The organism is Paracoccus liaowanqingii, assembly GCF_004683865.2.
Taxonomy (GTDB): Bacteria; Pseudomonadota; Alphaproteobacteria; order Rhodobacterales; family Rhodobacteraceae; genus Paracoccus; species Paracoccus liaowanqingii.
Genome location: NZ_CP038439.1, coordinates 2,882,570 through 2,903,531 on the forward strand (window position 1 = coordinate 2,882,570; position 20,962 = coordinate 2,903,531).

At 69.4% G+C, this 20,962-nt stretch carries 21 protein-coding genes and 1 tRNA gene; 4 read left to right on the top strand and 18 right to left on the bottom strand.

The features are described 5' to 3' along the window. Positions 1-39: 39 nt before the first annotated feature. The 3 genes from E4191_RS13945 to E4191_RS13955 are packed head-to-tail and all read right to left on the bottom strand — an operon-like array spanning position 40 to position 2,784. Positions 40-1,146: a pyridoxal phosphate-dependent aminotransferase gene (locus E4191_RS13945; protein WP_135313937.1), complete on the bottom strand. Its 1,107-nt coding sequence runs from the start codon at positions 1,144-1,146 to the stop codon at positions 40-42. Next, the gene (locus tag E4191_RS13950) at positions 1,146-1,382 is read right to left on the bottom strand and encodes an Lrp/AsnC family transcriptional regulator (protein ID WP_135313938.1); all 237 of its coding nucleotides are present in this window, start codon (positions 1,380-1,382) and stop codon (positions 1,146-1,148) included. Before E4191_RS13950 ends, E4191_RS13945 begins: the two co-directional genes overlap by 1 nt. Positions 1,383-1,407: 25 nt before the next feature. After that, a complete protein-coding gene (locus tag E4191_RS13955) occupies positions 1,408-2,784 on the bottom strand; it encodes an MATE family efflux transporter (RefSeq protein WP_135313939.1) in 1,377 nt (458 codons plus the stop codon). Between the two features lie 205 nt (positions 2,785-2,989). On the opposite strand from E4191_RS13955, the gene E4191_RS13960 reads away from it, so the two are divergent. Genes E4191_RS13960 through plsY form a run of 3 tightly spaced genes read left to right on the top strand, consistent with a single transcriptional unit; the run spans position 2,990 to position 5,801 of the window. Then, positions 2,990-3,949, top strand: coding sequence for an aspartate carbamoyltransferase catalytic subunit (locus E4191_RS13960; RefSeq protein ID WP_135313940.1), 960 nt, complete (start codon positions 2,990-2,992; stop codon positions 3,947-3,949). Next, complete coding sequence (gene pyrC / locus E4191_RS13965) at positions 3,949-5,229, top strand: dihydroorotase (protein WP_135313941.1); 1,281 nt, start codon at positions 3,949-3,951, stop codon at positions 5,227-5,229. The genes E4191_RS13960 and pyrC overlap by 1 nt, the downstream gene beginning before the upstream one ends. Continuing rightward, entirely contained in the window at positions 5,226-5,801 is a 576-nt protein-coding gene (gene plsY / locus E4191_RS13970) for a glycerol-3-phosphate 1-O-acyltransferase PlsY (protein ID WP_135313942.1), read from the top strand. Before pyrC ends, plsY begins: the two co-directional genes overlap by 4 nt. Positions 5,802-5,804: 3 nt before the next feature. On the opposite strand, the gene E4191_RS23820 is transcribed toward plsY, so the two are convergent. The 11 genes from E4191_RS23820 to E4191_RS14025 all read right to left on the bottom strand — a co-directional run bounded on the left by E4191_RS23820 (position 5,805) and on the right by E4191_RS14025 (position 15,759). After that, positions 5,805-6,206 carry a hypothetical protein gene (locus E4191_RS23820; RefSeq protein WP_176562716.1) on the bottom strand — a complete coding sequence of 134 codons (402 nt, stop codon included), beginning with the start codon at positions 6,204-6,206 and terminating at the stop codon, positions 5,805-5,807. A 178-nt stretch (positions 6,207-6,384) separates the two neighbouring features. Then, complete coding sequence (locus E4191_RS13980; RefSeq protein WP_135313943.1) at positions 6,385-7,755, bottom strand: glutamate--cysteine ligase; 1,371 nt, start codon at positions 7,753-7,755, stop codon at positions 6,385-6,387. Positions 7,756-7,824: 69 nt separating this feature from the next. Next, positions 7,825-8,331 (bottom strand): hypothetical protein, encoded by a 507-nt coding sequence (locus E4191_RS13985; protein ID WP_135313944.1) that lies wholly within the window; start codon positions 8,329-8,331, stop codon positions 7,825-7,827. 34 nt (positions 8,332-8,365) lie between these two features. Then, complete coding sequence (locus E4191_RS13990) at positions 8,366-8,800, bottom strand: molybdenum cofactor biosynthesis protein MoaE (RefSeq protein WP_135313945.1); 435 nt, start codon at positions 8,798-8,800, stop codon at positions 8,366-8,368. Between the two features lie 6 nt (positions 8,801-8,806). Continuing rightward, complete coding sequence (locus E4191_RS13995; RefSeq protein WP_135314486.1) at positions 8,807-9,052, bottom strand: MoaD/ThiS family protein; 246 nt, start codon at positions 9,050-9,052, stop codon at positions 8,807-8,809. Next, the gene (gene pgsA, locus E4191_RS14000; protein WP_135313946.1) at positions 9,048-9,680 is read right to left on the bottom strand and encodes a CDP-diacylglycerol--glycerol-3-phosphate 3-phosphatidyltransferase; all 633 of its coding nucleotides are present in this window, start codon (positions 9,678-9,680) and stop codon (positions 9,048-9,050) included. The genes E4191_RS13995 and pgsA overlap by 5 nt, the downstream gene beginning before the upstream one ends. A 208-nt stretch (positions 9,681-9,888) precedes the next feature. Beyond that, on the bottom strand, positions 9,889-11,739 hold the full coding sequence (gene uvrC, locus E4191_RS14005; protein ID WP_135313947.1) for an excinuclease ABC subunit UvrC: 1,851 nt from the start codon (positions 11,737-11,739) through the stop codon (positions 9,889-9,891). Positions 11,740-12,043: 304 nt separating this feature from the next. Continuing rightward, the gene (locus E4191_RS14010) at positions 12,044-12,823 is read right to left on the bottom strand and encodes an SDR family oxidoreductase (protein ID WP_135313948.1); all 780 of its coding nucleotides are present in this window, start codon (positions 12,821-12,823) and stop codon (positions 12,044-12,046) included. Positions 12,824-12,836: 13 nt separating this feature from the next. Further along, positions 12,837-13,760, bottom strand: a complete 924-nt coding sequence (locus E4191_RS14015; protein ID WP_135313949.1) for a calcium/sodium antiporter — start codon at positions 13,758-13,760, stop codon at positions 12,837-12,839. A gap of 105 nt (positions 13,761-13,865) precedes the next feature. Then, the gene (locus E4191_RS14020) at positions 13,866-14,675 is read right to left on the bottom strand and encodes a S49 family peptidase (protein ID WP_135314487.1); all 810 of its coding nucleotides are present in this window, start codon (positions 14,673-14,675) and stop codon (positions 13,866-13,868) included. A gap of 58 nt (positions 14,676-14,733) precedes the next feature. Then, complete coding sequence (locus E4191_RS14025; RefSeq protein ID WP_135313950.1) at positions 14,734-15,759, bottom strand: LacI family DNA-binding transcriptional regulator; 1,026 nt, start codon at positions 15,757-15,759, stop codon at positions 14,734-14,736. 158 nt (positions 15,760-15,917) lie between these two features. Here E4191_RS14025 and E4191_RS14030 point away from each other — a divergent pair. Beyond that, positions 15,918-15,994, top strand: a tRNA-Arg gene (locus tag E4191_RS14030). 1,133 nt (positions 15,995-17,127) lie between these two features. Here E4191_RS14030 and E4191_RS14035 read toward each other — a convergent pair. The 4 genes from E4191_RS14035 to E4191_RS14050 all read right to left on the bottom strand — a co-directional run bounded on the left by E4191_RS14035 (position 17,128) and on the right by E4191_RS14050 (position 20,920). Then, complete coding sequence (locus E4191_RS14035; RefSeq protein WP_135313951.1) at positions 17,128-17,709, bottom strand: YceI family protein; 582 nt, start codon at positions 17,707-17,709, stop codon at positions 17,128-17,130. 109 nt (positions 17,710-17,818) lie between these two features. Continuing rightward, entirely contained in the window at positions 17,819-18,976 is a 1,158-nt protein-coding gene (locus tag E4191_RS14040; RefSeq protein WP_135313952.1) for a cytochrome b/b6 domain-containing protein, read from the bottom strand. Between the two features lie 101 nt (positions 18,977-19,077). After that, the gene (locus E4191_RS14045) at positions 19,078-20,184 is read right to left on the bottom strand and encodes a Gfo/Idh/MocA family protein (RefSeq protein WP_135314488.1); all 1,107 of its coding nucleotides are present in this window, start codon (positions 20,182-20,184) and stop codon (positions 19,078-19,080) included. Positions 20,185-20,203: 19 nt separating this feature from the next. Next, positions 20,204-20,920: a GntR family transcriptional regulator gene (locus tag E4191_RS14050; RefSeq protein ID WP_407947024.1), complete on the bottom strand. Its 717-nt coding sequence runs from the start codon at positions 20,918-20,920 to the stop codon at positions 20,204-20,206. Between the last annotated feature and the right edge of the window lie 42 nt (positions 20,921-20,962).

A 20,962-nucleotide genomic window follows, 5' to 3' on the forward strand; every position in this document is an offset into this window, starting at 1 on the left:
CGCCCGTGGCATGCGCGGGAGCCTCCGGCGGGGATATTTTCATGAAGAAGATGCGGCTGTCGCCAGGGCGCGGGGGAGGGCTTGGGCCAGCACGTCCAGTTCCGGGTCGGGGGCGCAGCTGATGCGGATGCAGCGGTCCAGGGGCGCCACGCCGGGCATGCGGACGAAGACATCCTCGGCCTCGAGCGCGGCCACGAGGGCGCGGGCGACGGCGCCGTCGCGATGGGTGTCCAGCGCCACGAAATTGGTGGCGGAGGGCAGCGCGGTCAGGCCGTTTTCGGCGCCGATCCGGGCGATGCGGTCGCGGGCGGCGGTGACCGAGGCCACGACATGGGCCAGCCATCCCTGGTCGGCCAGCGCCGCCAGCGCGCCCGCCTGCGCGATGCGGTTGACGCCGAAATGGTTGCGGATGCGGTCGAAGCCCGCGATCAGGTCCGGGGCGCCGATCGCATAGCCGATCCGCGCGCCCGCCAGCCCGTAGGCCTTTGAGAAGGTGCGCATCCGGATCACCCGGGGATCGGCGGGGTCGATTTCGGGGATGGCCTCGGCGGGGGCGAATTCGGCATAGGCCTCGTCCAGCACCAGCAAGCCGTCGGGGGGCAACTCGTCCAGCATCGCCGCGATCACTGCGCCCTTGTGCCAGCTGCCCATCGGGTTGTCGGGATTGGCCAGGTAGATCAGCCGCGCCTGCGTGTCACGGGCGGCCTGCAGCAGGGCCTGCGGATCCTCGGCATCGTCGCGATAGGGCACCTTGTGCAGCACGCCCCCGAAGCCCATCACGTGATAGTTGAAGGTCGGATAGGCCCCGTCCGAGGTCACCACGGCATCGCCCGGCGCCACCATCAGCCGCACCAGCGTGCCCAGTAGCCCGTCGATCCCCTCGCCCAGCATGATGTTGGCGGGCTGCACGCCCAGATGGGCGGCCAGCGCCTGCGTCAGATCATGGCCGGGGGCGTCGCCGTACTTCCAGATGCCGCCCACCGCCTCGCGCATGGCCCGCGCCGCCAGCGGGCTGGGGCCGAAGGCGCTTTCATTGGCGCCGAGGCGGGCCGCGAAGGGGGCGCCGCGCCGCCGCTCCAGCGTCTCGGGGCCGATGAAGGGGACGGTCTGCGGCAGGCTGGCGGGCAGGGGCGCGAAACGGGGCATCAGAAGGCGCGGAAGGTCATCGTGGTCAGCGTGCGGCTGATATGGGGGATGTCGAACAGCCGGTCGGACAGGTAGCGGCCGACATCCTCGTCCTCGGGGATGTAGACCTTGGCGATCAGGTCGTAATCGCCCGAGGTCGAGAACAGCTCGCTGACCACCTCGCGGTCATAGATCGCCTCGGCGACCTGATAGGTCGTGCCGGGCTCGCAGCGGAACTGGACGAAGACGGGGCGCATGGGCGGCTCCTATTTTCGGGGCAGGTTAGACCGGGGCGGGCGCGCGGGTCCAGTCCCCGCGCGCATGGCCCCGCCAGAAGCGGCGCATCAGAAGCACCGCCGCGACGGTCAGCCCCGCGCACATGCCCAGCCACAGCCCCGCCGGTCCGAAGCCGAGGGGAAAGGCCAGCGCCCAGGCCACCGGCATGCCGATGACCCAATAGCTGAAGCCCGCGATCCACATCGGCACGTTGGTGTCGTGCACGCCCCGCAGGAAGCCCAGCGCGATCACCTGGAAGGCGTCGGTCAGCTGGAACAGTGCCGCATACATCAGCAGCATCGCCCCCAGCGCCACGATCTGCGGCGCCTGCGGATCGGCGGGGTCCAGGTACAGCCGCACCAGCGCCTCGGCGAACAGCAGGTAGATCGCGATGAAGATGGCCGAGAAGACCAGCGACATCCAGCAGATAGTCAGCGCCGCGTCGCGCATCCACGACCGGTCGCCGCGCCCCTTGGCCTGGCCCACCCGCACGGTGGCGGCGTTGGACAGACCCAGATGCGCCATGAAGGTGACCGAGGTGATCTGCAGCGCGATCCCGTGGGCGGCCAGTTCCGACGTGCCGATCCAGCCCATCATGATGTTGGATCCGACGAACAGCCCGCCCTCGGCCACCATGGTCAGGCCGATGGGCCAGCCGACCAGCGCCACCTGCCGCATGGCCTGCCAGTCGGGCCGCCAGAAGCGCTGGAACAGGTTGTACTGCCGCGCGATGGGCAGCCAGGCGGCATAGCCCACCAGCGCCAGCAGCTGGATCACCTGCACCGTCACGCTGGCGATGGCCGCGCCCTGCACGCCCAGCTCGGGCGCGCCCAGATTGCCGAAGATCAGCACCCAATTCAGGAACAGGTTCAGGGGCAGCCCGGCCAGCGTCACCCACATGACGATCTGCGTCCGCTCCAGCGCCGCCAGGTACGAGGCCAGCGTCAGCTGCCCCAGCACGACGGCCAGTCCCCAGCCCGCGATGCGCAGGTATTCCTGCGCCAGGGCCGACACGGTCGCGGTCTGGCCCAGGCTCAGCAGGATCGGCTCGGACCACCACATCAGCGGCATGACGGCCAGCCCGAAGCCCGCCGACAGCCACAGCGCCATCCGGGCGCCGCGCCGCACCTCGACCTCGCGGCCCGAGGCGATGTGGCTGGCGATCAGCCCCATCAGGCCGGTGCCGAAGCCCATGCCCAGGAAGAACAGGATGTGGAAGAACGAGGTCGCGATGACCAGCGCCGCCAGGGGCTCGACCCCGTACCAGCCGATCATGACCGTGTCGCCCACCCCGATGGCCATGCGGGCCAGATGGCTGCCGATCAGCGGCAGGCCAAGCGACAGCGTCGCAAGGATATGGGGGCGGTACCGGTGCCGTTGCATGGCCCTGCCATAGCCCCGCGCGCGACATCCGGCAAGAGCCCAGATTGCACGATCTGCACCCCTCCTGCGGCGTTCCGCACATATCCTCCGGGGGGAGTCGCGGAACGCGACGGGGGCCGGACGGCCCACCGCCGGCGCTTGCCGCCCCTTGCGCCATCTGCAATAGATCCCCGGACCCCTCGGATCCCCGACGCAAGAGGCCGCCATGAGCTTTCGCGCCCGCCACCTTCTGGGCATCGACCATCTCAAGCCCGACGAGATCACCGAGCTGCTGGACCTAGCCCAGGATTACGCGGCGCTGAACCGGCGCACGGTCAAGCATTCCGACGCGCTGGCGGGCATGACGCTGATCAACATGTTCTTCGAGAACTCGACCCGCACCCAAGCCAGCTTCGAGCTGGCGGGCAAGCGCTTGGGCGCCGACGTGATGAACATGGCCGTCAGCCAGTCCAGCGTGAAGAAGGGCGAGACGCTGATCGACACCGCGCTGACGCTGAACGCGATGCAGCCCGACCTGCTGGTCGTGCGCCACCCGCAATCCGGGGCGGTGAACCTGCTGGCCGAAAAGGTGAACTGCGCGGTCATCAATGCGGGCGACGGGCGGCACGAACATCCCACGCAGGCGCTGCTGGACGCGCTGACCATCCGCCGCGCCAAGGGGCGGCTGCACCGCCTGACCATCGCCATCTGCGGCGACATCGCCCACAGCCGCGTGGCCCGGTCCAACCTGATCCTCTTAGGCAAGATGGAGAACCGCATCCGCCTGATCGGCCCCGCCACGCTGATGCCCGCCGGCGTCGGCGACATGGGGGTCGAGCTCTACGAGGACATGCGCGAGGGACTGAAGGGCGTCGATGTCGTGATGATGCTGCGCCTGCAGAAGGAGCGCATGGATGGCGGCTTCATCCCGTCCGAGCGCGAATACTTCCACCGCTTCGGGCTGGATGCCGAGAAACTGGCCCTCGCCGCGCCCGATGCCATCGTCATGCATCCGGGGCCCATGAACCGGGGCGTCGAGATCGACGGCACGCTGGCCGACGACATCAACCGCAGCGTCATCCAGGACCAGGTCGAGATGGGCGTCGCCGTCCGCATGGCGGCGCTGGACCTTCTGGCCCGCAACCTGCGCGCCAGCCGTGGCCGCACCGCCGTCGGAGAGCCGTGATGGACCTGATCTTCCGCAATGCCCGCCTGATCGACCCCGAGGCGCAGACGGATGCCCTGGGCAGCCTGCGCGTCACCGATGGCGTGATCGCCGGACGCGGCGCCCCCGAGGAGCCCGCCCCCGAAGGCGCGACCGTCATCGACGCGCAGGGCCGTGCGCTGGCGCCGGGCCTCATCGACTGGGGCGTCAAGATCGGCGAGCCGGGCGAGCGGCACAAGGAAAGCTTCCGCAGCGCCGGGCGCGCGGCGGCGGCGGGCGGCGTGACCACCCTGGTGGCCCGCCCCGACACCACGCCCCCCCTCGACACGCCCGAGGCGCTGGAGTTCGTCGCCCGCCGCGCCGCCGACGCCCCCGTGAACATCCGCCACATGGCCGCGCTGACCAAGGGCCGCGAGGGCCGCGAGATGGTCGAGATCGGCTTTCTGACCGATCTGGGCGCGGTGGCCTTCACCGACGGGGTGCGCGTAGTGCGCGACAGCAAGCTGATGTCGCGCTGCATGACCTATGCCCGCGGTCTGGACGCGCTGATCATGGGCCATCCGCAGGATCCCGGCCTGACCCACGGCGCGGTGGCGACCAGCGGCAAGTTCGCGTCCCTCTATGGCATCCCCGCCGTCTCGCCCATGGCCGAGGTGATGGGGCTGGACCGCGACCTGGCGCTGGTCGCGATGACGCGCGGGCGCTATCACGCCGACCAGATCACGGTGGCGGCCAGCCTGCCCGCCCTGATCCGCGCGCGCGAGGCGGGCTTCGACGTGACGGCGGGCATCTCGATCCACCACCTGACGCTGAACGAATTCGACGTGGGCGATTACCGCACCTTCTTCCGCTTCACGCCGCCTCTGCGGTCCGAGGATGACCGCCTGTCCATGGTCCAGGCCGTGGCCGAGGGGCTGATCGACACCATCGCCAGCTTCCACACGCCGCAGGACGAGGAATCCAAGCGCCTGCCCTTCGAGGCGGCAGCCCCCGGCGCCGTGGGCCTGCAGACCCTGCTGCCCGCCGCCCTGCGCCTCTATCACCAGGGCGGCCTGACCCTGCCGCAGCTGTTCCGGGCGATGTCGCTGAACCCCGCCCGCCGCCTGGGCCTGCCCGGCGGCCGGCTGTCGGAGGGCGCACCCGCCGACCTGATCCTCTTCGATCCCGACGCGCCCTTCGTGCTGGACCGCTTCGCGTTGCTGTCCAAATCCAAGAACACCCCCTTCGACGGCGCCCGGATGCAGGGCCGCGTCCTGGGCACCTGGGTCGCGGGCACCCCCGTCTTCGGAGACCTCGCATGATCCTCTGGACCCTCTTCGGCTATCTTCTGGGCGCGGTGCCCTTTGGCATCGTCGTGACCAAGGCCATGGGTCTGGGCGACCTGCGCGCCATCGGCTCGGGCAATATCGGCGCGACCAACGTGCTGCGGACGGGCAACAAGACCGCCGCGCTGGCCACGCTTCTGCTGGACAGCGGCAAGGGCGCCATCGCGGTCCTGCTGGCCCGCCAGTTCGGCGACGAGACGGCCGGCCTGCTGGCGGGCGGGGCGGCCTTCTTGGGCCATTGCTTCCCGGTCTGGCTGGGCTTCAGGGGCGGCAAGGGCGTGGCGACCTTCCTCGGCACCCTGGCCGCGCTGCACTGGCCCCTGGGCCTGATCGCCTGCGCGGTCTGGGCGCTGGTCGCCGCCGTCGCCCGGATCAGCAGCCTCAGCGCGCTGATCGCCGCCGCCCTGACCCCGGTCATGGCCTGGGGCATGGGGCGGGCGGATATCGCGGCGGTCACGGCCTTCATGGCGGCGCTGATCTTCATCCGCCACCACGCCAACATCCGGCGCCTGCTGTCGGGCACCGAGCCCCGCATCGGCCGCAAGTAGCGCCTAGCGTTCCGCGACCAGCACCCGGTTCGGGCGCGGCGTGGCACGTGGCGGCGCGGCCATCGCCTGAGGCAGCCCCGCCGGGCCGAACGGTCCCTGCATCTCGGCCTCGGGTTCGGCTTCGGGCGCGACGGTCTCGAGCGCGGCAGCCTCGCCCCCCGCCAGCAGCCGCAGCGCCTCGGCGCCCCGCCGCGCCGAGACGGCGATCGAGATCAGCGCCAGACAGGCCCCCGCCAGCAGGATCAGGACGACCAGCCCCACCAGCCCCAGGAAGACCGGCATCGGCGGCACGCCCTCGGCCTGGCCGACCAGCACGGCCACCGCGCCCAGCAGGGCCAGCACCCCCAGCCCGAAGACGACCGCGACCAGCCGCCCGATCCATTGCATCACATCACCACCACGCATGACGGCTCCTCCTCACCGGAATGTCCCGTGGGGGTGCCACCGGGCGTCTTCTGGTTCAACCCAAAGTCGCAGCGGCGGCCCTCACCTTCCCGTGCGCCCCGACGTCTTCTTCATGAAAATATCCTCGGGGGGTCCGGGGGGGCGAAGCGCCCCCCGTCCATCGCAGGACGCTATCCGATCAATAGGAATATTCGTCGTAGATCCGCGACAGATCCCCGCCCCAGTCGCCGCGATACTTCTCCAGCAGCTCGTCGGCGGGCACCTTGCCGCTGTCGACGCTTTCCTTCAGCGCATTGAGGAAATGCGTCTCGTCCGGCACCAGCCCGTCATTGCCGGACCGGGCGCGGGCCCTGAGGCCCCCTTCGGCGATGGCCAGCACCTCGCGGGCCAGATCGTGCATCTTCACGCCGCCGGCTTCGGCCTGCAACCCGTCGCGGCCGGCGGCCACGCGCAGCCCCTCGCGTGTCTCGGCGTTCCAGCCCTTGACCAGATCCCAGGCGGCGTCCAGCGCGCCCTGGTCATAGGTCAGGCCCACCCACAGCGCGGGCAGCGCGCACAGGCGCCGCCACGGGCCGCCATCGGCGCCGCGCATCTCGATGTATTTCTTGACCCGCGCCTCGGGGAAGACGGTCGTCATGTGATCGGCCCAGTCCGACAGGGTCGGCACCTCGCCCGGCAGGGCGGGCAGGCGGCCGTTCAGGAAATCCTTGAAGCTCTGGCCCAAGGCATCGATGTATTTCCCGTCGCGATAGACGAAGTACATCGGCACGTTCAGCACGTAATCGACCCAGGCCTCGTAGCCGAAGCCGTCCTCGAAGACGAAGGGCAGCATGCCCGTCCGTGCCGCATCCAGGTTCTGCCAGATATGCGCCCGCCAGGACTTCATCCCGTTGGGCGTGTTGTCCAGGAAGGGCGAGTTCGCGAACAGCGCGGTCGCCACCGGCTGCAGGGCCAGCGCCACGCGCATCTTCTGCACCATGTCGGCCTCGGAGGCGAAGTCCAGGTTCACCTGCACGGTGCAGGTCCGGTACATCATCTGCGTGCCCAGCGTGCCCACGCGGCCCATGTAGTCAGTCATCAGCCGATAGCGCCCCTTGGGCATCATGGGCATGTCGGAGGCCGCCCAGATAGGCGCCGCGCCCAAGCCGATGAAGCCCGCGCCGATGTCATGGGCGACGGCCTCGACCTCGGCCAGATGGCCGTTCACCTCGTCGCAGGTCTGGTGGATCGTCTCCAGCGGCGCGCCGGACAGTTCCAGCTGCCCGCCCGGCTCCAGGCTGACATTGGCGCCGTCGCGCTCCAGCCCGATCAGCTTGCCGGCCTCCAGCACCGGGGTCCAGTTGAAGCGGTCGCGCAGGCCCTCCAGCATCGCCGTGATCGACACCGGCCCCTCGTAGGGCAGCGGCATCTTGCCCGCATCGTCATAGCCGAACTTCTCGTGCTCGACGCCGATGCGCCAGTCGGCCTTGGGCTTCTCGCCGCTGGCGATATAGGCGGCCAGCTGGTCGCGATGTTCGATGGGGCCGCCGCCCTGCTGGGGTATGGACATGGGGCAGAGGCCTTTCTTGCGTTTCGGTCGGCCACAGGTGGCAATGCCCGCGGGCCAAGTCAAGCCGCGTCAGACGGGCCTGCGCCAAACGGTGCGCATCGCGTCGCCCTGATCGGCCACCTGCGCCAGCGCGGCCGAGACGGCGCCCATGTGCAGCCCCGGCAGCGCGGTGAAGGCATCGGCCAGCGCCGCGGAGCCCGCGGCATCCACCGGGATCAGCATCGCCTCGGCGCTCTGGCTGCGCAGCCGCCAATGGGCGCGCCCCTCCAGCCGCAGCAGCCGGATCTCGACCAGATCGCGCAGCGGGATCTCTCCGCCCATCTCGGTGGCGCCGTAATAGCGGATGGCGCCCTCGACGATCTCGACCACGCCCGGCGCGCCGACGGGACGCCGGAACGGCCCCCGCCGCAGCGCCCCCAGCGCCAGGCTGGCGCCGACCGCCGCCACGCCGCCACCAAGGACCGCAAAGAACCAGCCGCCCCAGAAGGTCACCCACAGGCCGAAGAGGGCCACCGCCGCATAGATCAGCAGTTCGGCATTCTCGCGCAGCAGCGCTTGCAGCCGGGGCCGGATCATGGCCTGCGGCCCCTGGGGACGGGACGCGATGCGCTCACCACCGGGCCAGCGCATCCTCGTCGCCGGTCTTGGCGGCGACCCATCGCGCCGCGCCGTCATGGGCGATCTCGCGCTTCCAGAAGGGGGCGCGGGATTTCAGCCAGTCCATCAGGTAATCCGCCCCCTCGAAGGCCGCGCGGCGGTGGCGGGCGGCGGTGGCCACCATCATGATGGGCTGTCCCGTCCCGATGCGGCCATGACGATGCACGATGCGCCAGTCGATCAGGGCGAAGCGGGCGGCGGCGGCCTGCCCGTACTCGGCCAGCGCGCGTTCGGTCATGCCGGGATAATGCTCGATCTCCAGCGCGGCCATCCGGCCGGTGTCGTCGCGCACGAGGCCGGTGAAGGTCACCACGGCGCCCGCCCCGGCGCCGAAGCCCGCAAGCTCGGCCGCCAGATCGAAGGGCGCGGTCTGGACCCGGGCCGACACGAGGCCTCAGCCGCCGGTCATCGGGGGAAAGAAGGCCACCTCGCGCGGCTGCCCCAAGGGGGCGTCCAGATCGGTCAGCTGCTGGTCCACGGCGCAGCGCAGCGCGGCCATGTCCGCGAAGGCCGCCGCATGGCCGTCGGACCGGGCGGCCAGTTCGGCCACCAGATCGCGGGGCGTCCGCGCGTCGCTGGTCACCGTCTCGCGCGGATGGCCCACGCGCTCGCGCAGGGCGGCGAAATACAGGATCTCAATCGTCATGGCCCGGATCCTTCAGGAAGGGCCGCGCCTTGACGAAGTAATCCCAGCCCGTCCAGGCGGTCAGTGCCGCCGCGATCCAGATCAGCGTCAGCCCGGCATAGGTCGCCAGCGCCGCCCAGCTGCCCGACCAGACCAGACCCGTCTCGCCCACGCGGGGGGCATGGCCGTGTTCGACATAGGCCAGCCCCGTCGCCAGGAACAGGACCGAGATCGCGACCATCTGCAGCGTCGTCTTCCACTTGGCCAGATTGGTCACGGCCAGCATGCGCGACTTGTCGCCCAGAAATTCCCTCAGGCCCGAGACGAAGACCTCGCGGAACAGGATCACCGTCACCGGCAGGATCAGCCAGGGGTTCATGCCGGAATAGCCGGTGATCACGACCAGCGCGATCACCACCATCGCCTTGTCGGCGATCGGGTCCATGGCGGCGCCGAAGCGGCTCTCCTGCTTCCAGGCGCGGGCCAGGTAGCCGTCGAACCAGTCGGTGATCGCCGCCAGCAGAAACAGCGCCAGCGCCGCCCAATCCGCCCAGGGCCGATGGAAGTACAGGAACATCAGCGGCACGCCCGGGGCGGCCAGCAGACGGAGAAGGGTCAGAAGATTGGGAAGGTTCCAGCGCATGGGGGCACGCTAGTCCCTGTCGCCGCGCTTGGAAAGGCCCAAGGCGCCCCGCCTCTCCGACCCCCGCATCTGTGATCGCCCGCCCCGAACTCCCCCCTCTGCACTGGTCCAAAAATATCCCGGGGGTCGCCGGCGGGTCACGCCACGGGTCCGAGGGACCATCCGGCGACGGGGCTTGCCCCCGGCCTGCGCCGGCACAAGCGCCCCCTCACCCCCGGGGATTGAAGTGGTCATGCACCTTCTGTGCCATCGCGGCCGAGATCCCGGGCGCCGCCAGCAGGTCGGTCAGGCCCGCGCGGCTCACCGCCTTGGCGCTGCCGAAATGGGTCAGCAGCGCGCGCTTGCGGGCGGCCCCGATGCCCGCGATCTCGTCCAGGGGATTGGCCATCACGGCCTTGGCGCGCTTGGCGCGGTGGGTGCCGATGGCCCAACGGTGGGCCTCGTCGCGCAGGCGCTGGACGAAATACAGCACCGGGTCGTTCATGCGCAGCGCGAAGGGGCGCTTGCCGGGGCGGTGGAACTCCTCCTTGCCGTGGTCGCGGTCCTGGCCCTTGGCGACGCCGATCATCGGGATGTCCTCGACGCCCAGCTCGGCCATGATCCCCTCGACCGCGCTCACCTGTCCGGCGCCGCCGTCGATCAGCAGCAGGTCCGGCCAGGCCTCGGTCTGGCGGTCGGGATCCTCCTTCAGCAGGCGCTGGAAGCGGCGCATCAGCACCTCCTTCATCATGCCGAAATCGTCGCCCGGCGTGATCTCGGTGCCCTTGATGTTGAACTTGCGGTACTGGTTCTTGATCCAGCCCTCGGGGCCCGCGACGATCATGCCGCCGACGGCATTGGTGCCCATGATGTGACTGTTGTCATAGACCTCGATCCGGCGCGGGGGACCGGGCAGGTCGAAGGCCTCGGCCAGCCCCTCCAGCAGCCGGGCCTGGGTCGCGCTTTCCGACATGCGGCGCGCGAGGCTTTCGCGGGCGTTGCGCAGGGCGTTGGTCACCAGGTCGGACTTCTCGCCGCGCTGCGGGACCAGCACCTCGACCCGGCGCCGCGCGCGGTCCGACAGGATGTCGGCGGCCAGTTCCGGATCCTCGGGCGCATGCGACAGCAGGATCTGCCGCGGCGGCGGCTTGTCGTCGTAGAACTGCACCAGGAAGGCCTGCATCACCTCGTCGGGGCTCTCGGCCCCGCCAAGGCGCGGATAGAAGTCGCGGTTCCCCCAGCTCTGGTTGCCGCGGATGAAGAAGACCTGCACGCAGGCCTGCCCGCCCTCCATGTGCAGGGCCACGATGTCGGCCTCGGACACGCCCTTGGGGTTGATGGCCTGCACCGACTGCACGGCGGTCAGCGCCTTGATGCGGTCGCGCAGCGCGGCGGCGCGTTCGTATTCCATCTCTTCGGCGGCCTTGGCCATCTCGGCGGCCAGATCGGACTGGATGGTCGTGGTCTTGCCTTGCAGGAAACGCTCCGCATCGCTGACCAGCGCGTTGTAGTCGGGTTCGGTGATGCGACCCACGCAGGGCGCGCTGCAGCGCTTGATCTGGAACAGCAGGCAGGGGCGGGTGCGCGATTCGAAGGTGCTGTCGGTGCAGTTCCTGAGCAGGAAGACCCGCTGCAGCTGCGTCAGCGTGCGGTTCACCGCGCCCGCGCTGGCGAAGGGGCCGTAATAGTCGCCCTTTTCCGACTTCGCGCCGCGATGCTTCTTGATCTGCGGAAAGCCGTGGGACTTGGCCACCAGGATGTTGGGAAAGCTCTTGTCGTCGCGCAGCAGCACGTTGTAGCGCGGCTTCAGCTGCTTGATCAGGTTCTGCTCCAGCAGCAGGGCCTCGGTCTCGGTGCGGGTGGTCAGGAACATCATGCTGGCCGTCTCGCGGATCATCCGCGCGATGCGCCCCGAATGCCCCGAGGGGCGGGCATAGTTCGACACCCGCGCGCGCAGGTCGCGCGCCTTGCCGACATAGAGGACGGCCTGGGCCGCATCCAGCATCCGGTAGACGCCGGGGCTGGCGTCGAGGGTCTTGAGATAGTCCTGGATCAGGGCGTGGCCGGTTTTCTGGGTCATGTCTTTCAGAGTGGTGATTCTGGCCCGTCGCTGCAAGTTCCGGGGACCGGGCGCAAGCAGGAAGCTTTCCACCAAATCTGTGGATAATCCTGTGGGCGAGCTGTGGGGAGAGGGGTGGCAGGCCAGCAATCGTTACAGTTCCGTGACCTTGCCCAATAACTAGGCATATCCGAAGGCCGTTGATTTTGCTGGAGAATATATATCCTCTTTTGGGACTGGACGGAAATATCTTGCAGAATCCGCATCTTGCACGCGGTCTCTGCGGCGCGTGGACAAGACGCCGCGCCCCGTGCCGCAACGTGCGTCAGTCGCCGTCAAGCATGTCCGGAGTGCGCCATGCCAGGTGCTGGCCGCCATCGACGCAGATCAGCTGTCCGGTCACCGCCCGCGCGTCCAGCAGATAGGCCAGGGCCTGGGTGATGCCCTGCGGATCGCTGCCCCGGCCCAGCACCGTCGCGGCGCGTTGGGCGGCGAAATGATCCGCGCTCTGCCGGGCGCCGATCAGGGTCGGGCCGGGGCCGATGGCATTCACGCGGATGTCGGGGGCAAGTCCCTGCGCGGCGGTGCGCGTCAGCGCCCACAGCGCCGCCTTGGCCAGCGAATAGGTCATGAATTCGGGCGTGGGCTTCAGCACCCGCTGATCGACCATGTTGACGACCAGCGCCTGCGCCTGCGGCTCGCCGTTCTCGTCGGGGACGGCCTTGGGGGCCTGGGCGGCGAAGGCCTGGATCAGCTGGAAGGGCGCGCGCAGGTTCGACCCCAGATGCCGGTCCCATCCCACCATCGTCGCGCTGTGGATCGTGTCATGTTCGAAGATCGAGGCGTTGTTCACCAGCACCGTCAGCGGCCCCAGGGCCTGCGCCACCTGCGGCACCAGCGCCGCCGTGGCGTCGGCGTCCAGCAGGTCGGCTTGAAAAACCTGCGCCCGGACGCCCAGGGCCCGTGCCTCGGCGGCGGTCTGCCGGGCCTCTTCGTCCGAGCCCGCATAATGGATGGCGACGTCATGGCCGCGCGCGGCCAAGGCCAGCGCCATGGTGCGGCCCAGCCTGCGGGCGGCGCCGGTGACCAGGGCCGCGCCCCTCATGGCCGACGCCCCGTCACAGCAGGATCCAGGCATAGGTGCCATAGACCAGCACGAAGACCGCGCCCACGATCCGCGTCAGGCTGAGGCTGCGGAACAGGAACGGGGCCAGCAGCAGCGAGGATCCCAGCATGACCCACAGGTCCAGACGCAGCATCTCGGGCGGGACGGTCAGCGGCGCCACGACGGTGGTGATGCCCAGGATCGCCAGGATGTTGAAGATGTTCGAGCCGACGACATTGCCAAGCGCCATGTCCGCCCGGCCCCGCAGCGCGGCGGCGACCGAGGCGGCCAGTTCCGGCAGCGAGGTGCCGATGGCCACCAGCGTCAGGCCGATCACCGTTTCGCTGATGCCGAACTCGCGCGCGATGACGGTCGCGCCGGTGACCAGCAGGTTGGCCCCGATCGGCAGGGCGATCAGGCCGGCCACCAGCCAGAAGATGATCTTGCCCCAGCCCGCGCCCAGGGCCGCGCCCTCCAGTTCGCCGGGTTCGGCCCGTCCGGTGCTCAGCTGCCGCCACAGCACCGCGCCCAGGGCCAGCAGCAGGATGACGCCCTGCAGGCGCCCGATCTCTCCGGCAAAGGACAGCGCGATCAACAGGACCGAGGCGCCGATCATCATCGCCCAGCTTTCGCGCAGGTCGTGCCCCTTGGTCACGATGACCGAGATCAGCGCCGTCACCCCCAGGATCACCAGCACGTTGGCGATGTTGGAGCCGACGACATTGCCCATCGCGATGCCGCTGGAGCCCTGCAGCGCCGCCGACAGCGACACCAGCAGTTCGGGCGCCGAGGTGCCGAAGGCCACCACGGTCAGGCCGACCACAAGGGGCGTCATGCCCAGCTTCAGCGCCAAGTTGACCGCGCCCCGCACCAGCAGGTCGCCGCCCAGAACCAGCAGGGCCAAGCCGCCCAGCACCAGCAGAATCTCATTTATCACGTCGCCCGACCCCGAAAATCTTCTTCAACATGCGCCGGGCGCCGGGACCGCCCAGAAGGGCGATGACGACCATGACCAGCAGGAACAGGACGATGACGCGCAGGCTCATCCCCGGGTTCCGAAGCGCTGGAAGGCGGCGCGATCCTCGGCCGCGTCCAGCAGCGCTTCGGCGGACAGCCCGAGGCGGCGCAGCAGGGGTCGGCGCATGCCATGGACCTCGAAGCGGACCTTGTCGCCGTAGAGCGCCTTCAGCCGAGGCACCGGATGGGCGATGCCGTCAGCCAGCCCCAGACGCACCGCCTCGCGCCCGGCCCAGAAGGCGCCGGTGAACAGATCCTGATCAGCGGCCAGGCGGCTGCCGCGCCGGGTCCGGACATGGTCCTTGAAGGCGGCGTGGATGGGCTCCAGGATGCTGTGCAGCCGCGCCACATCCTCGGGCGATTGCGGGCGGAACGGATCCAGCGTCGATTTCGATTCGCCCGCCGTGTGCACCCGCCGCTCGATCCCCCACCGGTCAATCAGCTCGTGGAAGCCGAAGCCCGCCGAGATGACCCCGATCGAGCCCAGGATCGAGCTGTCATCGGCCCAGATGTCATCCGCCGCGCAGGCCAGCCAGTAGCCGCCCGAGGCCGCCACGTCCTCGACGAAGGCATGGACGGGGGTGCCGGTCTCGTCCGCCAGCCGCCGGATGCGGGCGGCGATCAGCGAGGATTGCACCGGCGATCCGCCCGGCGAATTGATGACCAGCGCCACCGCCAGCGGCTTGCCGCGCCTGAAGGCACGCTCGATCAGGGGGGCCAGGGCCGCGTCGTTCAGCCCGCCCCCCCGGCCCGCGCCGCCGATGGTGCCGGACAGGCGGATGACCGCGACGCGCGGCTTGCGGGACAGAAGGCGGGAGATCAGGGGAATACGCATGGCCCAGAGATAGGCCGAAGCCCGCCCGGTCACAACCCGAAGCCCTGCGGCAAACCGGTCAGGCCGGAACGGCGCGGATCGTGTCGCCGGGCAGGAAGGTGGGGGTCAGCGCGATGATGCGGTTCTCGGGCGCGACATCCTTGCCGGACACCAGCCGCGCCGCGCGCCGCCCGACATCCACGCGCCGCGCATCGGTGGTGGCCAGCCGGATCGGCAGCCCGTCCAGCAGGTCGACGCCGTTGAAGCCCGCCAGCCCGATCCGGCCCGGGATGTCCATGCCCTTGTCCAGGCAGTGAAGCAGCCCGCCCGCCCCGATCATGTCGTTCGAGAAATAGAGGAAATCCAGGTCCGGCGCGCGGGTCAGGATGCGGTCGGTCAGCTCGCGCCCCTTCAGGAGGCTGGATCCGCCCTGATAGTATTCCCGCGCCTCCAGCTGGACCCCGGCCAGCGCCAGCCCTTCCTCGAAGCCCAGCAGGCGTTTGCGGGCGCGGTGATCCTCGGGCATGTGGGTGCCGACAAAGCCGATGCGGCGATAGCCGGCGGCCAGGATCCGCGCCGCCATCTCGCGCCCGGCGCGGATATGCGAGATGCCCACCAGCGTGTCGATCCCCTCGCCGTCGATGTCCATGATCTCGACCACCGGAAGGCCCGAGTTCTGCAGCATGGCCCGCGCCGCCCGGCTGTGTTCCAGCCCCGCCAGGATCACCCCCGTAGGCCGCCAGGACAGCATGTCGTACAGCACCATCTCCTCGCGCGCGGGGGAATAGTTGGTGACCCCGATCACCGGCTGCAGCCCGGTATCGTCCAGCTCCGCCGAGATCCCGCCCAGCACGTCGGGAAAGACCAGGTTGGACAGCGACGGGATGACCACCGCCACCAGGTTCACCCGCTGGCTGGCCAGCCCGCCCGCGATCTTGTTGGGCACGTAGCCCAGCGCCTTGGCCGCCGTCAGCACCTTCTCGCGCGTCGCGGCCGACACGTCGCCCCGGTTGCGCAGCACCCGGCTGACGGTCATCTCGGACACGCCCGAGGCCTCGGACACATCGCGGAGGGTCAGGGGACGACGGGGGCGCGTGGGGATCATGAGGGGGACGTTCCTGACTTGTACCCACCGATGTTAGCGAAGGTCAGGGACGCCCACAACCGCCGCATGATCCCGGATCCGGCGCTCATCCCCCCGCCAGTGCCCGCCACCCGACGCTTGCCAAACGCATCCCCGGGCCGGTAGACAGAGGGCGGCATGGCCCCGTGGCTCAACTGGATAGAGCAGCCCCCTCCTAAGGGGCAGGTTACTGGTTCGAATCCAGTCGGGGTCACCACTATGTTCTGTCGGACGAGCGCGCAGGCGAGGGTATCTTCCGTCCTTCTGGTCCTCAAGCGAGGGTTGCCGCCGGAACGAGGGCTGCCTGGGTCCGGGCTGCATTCGATGAAATCCGGCGGAGCGCGTGCTGCGATGCTTTGAAGGGGGCGTGTCTGGGCAGGCCATTTCCCGATCGCTGCGATGTTTGAGCGAACGGCAAGTCATCGTTCAAAGGGGGCCACGTCTTGCCCCCCGCATGGATCCAGGAAACCTTAGCTCACAGGCAGTAAAAGACCGCGAACACGGCATCTTGGCCGGGTTCGCGGGAATTGTCCTTACAACGAAGATCGCGACGCGCTGGAGGCCTGCGCCGGGGAAATGATGGAGCTTCTACAGCCTGTGTCTCCGAGCGCCTGCCGCGATCAGTACCTGTCCGATCCCCGCCGAAGGTCGCGCGGGGCGACTCCCTGAACGGCAGGGGAGCTCCGGTGCCGACCCATCGGCCCTGTCGCGCTCCTCTCGACCGAGGTCTTCACGCTGAGGGCAAATCCCATGACGCCCATCACGACCGCAAGCACGAACGGCCCGACGAGAAGGCCCAAGGCCGCTCCGGGCACACCATAAAGCGACAATCCGACAAGCGATGCGAGGACGGCGACAACGCCGTGATATTTCAGCGGGTGATCCATGGCCGAACCTTTCAAAACTGATACGTTCAGCATAGAATGTAAAAATTCCGTCATGCAACCTTTAATTGCGCCCGCGCCACCTTTGGCACCCCAGGGGACTCGAGAGCGACCTTGTCTCAGGCAGCGACATCTCCCTCCTTCGGCACGACACGCCGCGAAGGGTCACGGGTCTCTTGGTTGAAGAATCGGTTGCAGGAATTGCGCCTCACTTGGCAGCGGACCGGGCGCCGAGGCCTTGGCCTGTTATCTCGGTTTCCCAGACCGGCCCTTCATGTCCGGACGTGGAACAGCCATCCCTCGATGGCTGCCTCGCTGCCCGAGATTTGCCGGTCCTGCGAAGAAGCCGCGTCCTCCAGAGGGCAGGTTCGCACGCAACTGGAAGCACCCTACCCCGCCACACCACAAAAGGCCCGTGACGCGGGGGGCGTCACGGGCCGGTCTTTGCCTGCGAAAGGCGGGGAAATCAGCCCTCGGCGGCCATCGCCTCGACCGAGATCGTCACCTGGACCTCGTCGGACACGGCGGGGGCGAACATGCCCATGTTGTAGTCGCTGCGCAGCAGCGTGGTGGTGGCGTCGAAGCCCAGCCAGGGCTTGTTCTCCATCGGGTGGTTGCCCTGCTGGTTCAGGGTGGTGTCCAGCACGACTTCCTGCGTGACGCCGTTCAGGGTCAGGTCGCCGGTGATCATCGCGGTGGTGTCGCCGGTGACCTCGATGCCGGTCGAGACGAAGGTGACCTCGGGCGCGGCGCCTTCGGCCCCGAAGAAGTCGGGCGACTGGAAATGCTCGTCGCGGCCGGCAAAGCCGGTCATCAGCGAGGCCACGGGAAAGCTGGCCTCGACCGAGGAGGCGGCGGGATCCTCGGGATCGAAGCTGATCTGGCCGGTGATGTCGCCGAACATGCCGGTCGTGGTCGAGAAGCCCAGGTGGTTGTAGTCGAACACGATCTGGCTGTGCGAGGTGTCGAAGGTATAGGCCTGCGGCTCGGCCAGGGCAGCGCCGGCGACAAGGGCGAAGGCGGCGGTCAGTGCGGTGGTCTTGAGCATGGTCTTCTCCTGTAAAGCTGCGCCCATCCTTGCCGGAACGGGCCCGGGGGGCAACTGGCGATGGGCGAACAGGCCCTGTCCCCCTGCGCACATCCCCGTCAGGGCCGCCTCAGCGCGCGGCGGTCAGGGCGACGGTCAGCTGCACCTCGAAGCCCACGGTCGATTCGTCGGCATAGCCCGCGCCGATCTGCCAGTCGCGGCGGTCCATCACGGCCTGCCCCTGCATCCGCGCCACGCCCGCATCGTCGATCTGCAGCGTGAAGGGCAGGGTTACGGGCGTCTCCTGACCGCGCAGGGTCAGCGGACCCTCGGCCACATAGCCCTCGCCCTCGGGGCGGATGGTGCCCGCGAAGACGGCGGTGGGGTTGGTGGCGACGTCGAAGAAATCCGAGCCCTTGGCCTGGTCGGTCACGGTGCCGATGGTGACGCTGTCCATGTTGATGGTCACGCGCACCTCGCCCGTGCCGCTGTCGGGATCGAAGGCGATCGCGGCGGTCCAGTCGGAAAAGCCGCCCTCGATCTGCGATCCCATCTGCACCACGGCAAAGCCCAGATCGCCCTGGGTCACCCGCCAGTCCGATGCGGCCTGGTCCAGCACCGTGGCCGGGCCCGCGTCCTGCGGGCGGGTCACCACGGCATAGGCCGCACCCGCGCCAAGGACCGCCAGCGCGACCAGCGCGGGCATCAGGTGGCGGCCGGCCGCGCCCTGCCCCGCCGGCCGCCCGCGCGTCATCCGCGCCAGCACCCCGTCGCGGTCGATCAGCGCGTGCTTCAGCGCGCCCGCCACGTGCAGAAGGATCGAGCCCATCAGCATCCAGGCCAGGATGTGATGCACCCCCGCCATGGTCATCGACAGCGCGGGCGATTTCGGCACCAGCGGCAGGCCCTGCCCCAGGGGCCAGAGGATCGGGGCATAGCCATCGGTCGCGGCATGTCCGATCCAGCCGGTGACGGGGACCAGCACCATCGCGCCATAAAGCGTCCAGTGCACCGCCTCGGCCAGCAGCGTCTCGGCCCGGCGGTCGGGATGGACGGGCGCGGGGCGGGGTTGGCTCAGCGCCCATCCGATCCGCGCCAGCGCCACCGCCAGCGCCGCCAGGCCCAAGGTCTTGTGGAGCGAGAAGACCTGCACCTTCAGCGCCATCGCCTCCAGCGGGATGCGTTCGGCCCAGAGGCCCAGACCGATATTGGACAGGATCAGAAGCGCGGTCAGCCAATGGAATGTCCGGGTGACCGAGCCATAGCTGCGGGCGGTGTTGTGGCGCATGGATGCCTCGTTCAGGTCTCTGGCGGGTCGCTGCCGCCGATCCTAGCGCCAATGCCGTCCGAAAGGCGACGGCTTCCGACGCACAGCGGCTGTGCGGCCCGTCACAAGGTGATCACCCGCCCTTCGGACATCGCGGCCTGCGCGGCCTGTCCCATGCGCACGGCCCAGATCCCGTCCTGCAGCGTCACCTCGGGGGTGCGGCGCTGCCCGCGCACCAGGTCCAGGAAGCGCTGATGCTGGTAGAAGGTCGAGCCGTTGTGGTCGCCCGCCTCCAGCAGGGCCGGATCGACGGGGATCGCGTGGACCTGCGGCCCCTTGGGATCGCGGGGCGAGACGACGACCTGCGCCACCGGGGCCGCGCCCAGATCGTCGGGCCAGAAGCGGGTCGGGCCGGGCACGAAGGCCTCGATCTTGCCGCGCGGGCCGACGGCGCTGATCTCCTCCTGCCAGCGCGACCCTTCCGCGAACATGCACAGCTCCAGCATGGCGCGCACGCCCCCCTCGAACTCGACCGCGACATAGCCGTGGTCGAAGATGTCGGGGGTCCGGCCCCCGTGATCCTCGTCCAGATGGTTCAGCGCCTGCCCGCCCGTCGCCATGATCCGCACCGGATCGGCCCCGATGGCCAGCCGCATCAGGTCGAAGAAATGGCAGCATTTCTCGACGAAGGTGCCGCCGGTATAGCGGTTGAAGCGGTTCCAGTGATCGACCTTGGACAGGAAGGGATAGCGGTGCTCGCGGATGCTCAGCATGCGGATGCCGCCGGTGGCCTCGGGCGCCATGGCCAGCAGGCGGGCGACGGGCGGCATGTAGCGGTATTCCATCGCCACCCAGACCGGCGCGGGATAGCGGTCGGCGAAGGCCCGCACGGCCGCCAGATCGCGCGGATCGGTGAACAGCGGCTTTTCGACCAGCACCGGCAGGGGGCGGCGCGCGGCGATGGCCTGAAGCTGCTCGATATGGCGGAAATTGGGGCTGGCGATCAGCAGGCAATCCAGATCGGGATCGGCCAGCAGCGCATCGATGCTGTCGACCAGCCGCGCGCGGGGCGCCAGCGCGGCGGCGCGGGCGCGCATGGCGGGGTCGGGCTCGAAGATCGCGCCGATCGCGGTGCCGGGCAGCAGCGCGATGTTGCGCAGGTGTTCCTGGCCCATCATGCCGCAGCCGATCACGCCATAGGTAATCGTGCGCAGGCCCAAGGGCGCCATCGTGGTCATCGCAATCTCCTCAGATGAGGCGCTGGACATACAGCGCCCGTTCGGTGTCGTACCAGGTGCGGGAAAACTCGACCGCACGGGCCCCCTGCGCCCAGGACAGGCGGCGGATGAAGGCGGTCACCTGCCCCGGCGGGGGCGCGAAGGCGGGCGGCGCCCAGTCCGGCACGATGCCCAGGCCCACGCGATCCTCGGCCCTGGTGATCCACAGCTTCAGCGCCCGCTTGTAGGTCAGGTACAGCGAATCCTGCACCATCTCGGGCGGGACCGCGCCTGCGCCCGCGTCCAGCCAGATCTCCTCGACCGCGATGGGCACGTCGTCCAGAAAGCGCAGGCGTCGGAAGCGGGTGCCGTGGTCCGAACTGCCATAGACGGGCTGGTCCGCGTCCTTGGGCAGGCGATCGACCGACAGGATGCGGGCGCGCGGCAGGCCCCCGCCGCCCACGGCATGTTCCAGCCGGAACATCGAATAGACCGCCCGGGTCGGCCCGCCCGCGCGGACATAGTTGCCCGATCCCTGACGGCGCTCCAGCAGGCCCTGCTCCTCCATCTCGGCCAGGGCCTTGCGCAGGGTGCGCACGGTGGTGGCGTGCGCGGCGGCCATCTCGCGTTCAGGGGGCAGGCGCTGGCCGTCGACCAGCCGGCCCGCGGCGATGTCGCGAATCATCATCTCGGCGATCTGCAGATGGATCGGCAGCGCGTCGCTGCGATGTTCGCCCGGTTCGGCCACGATGCCCCGCCTGAATTGATGCACCATTGATTTACATTATGG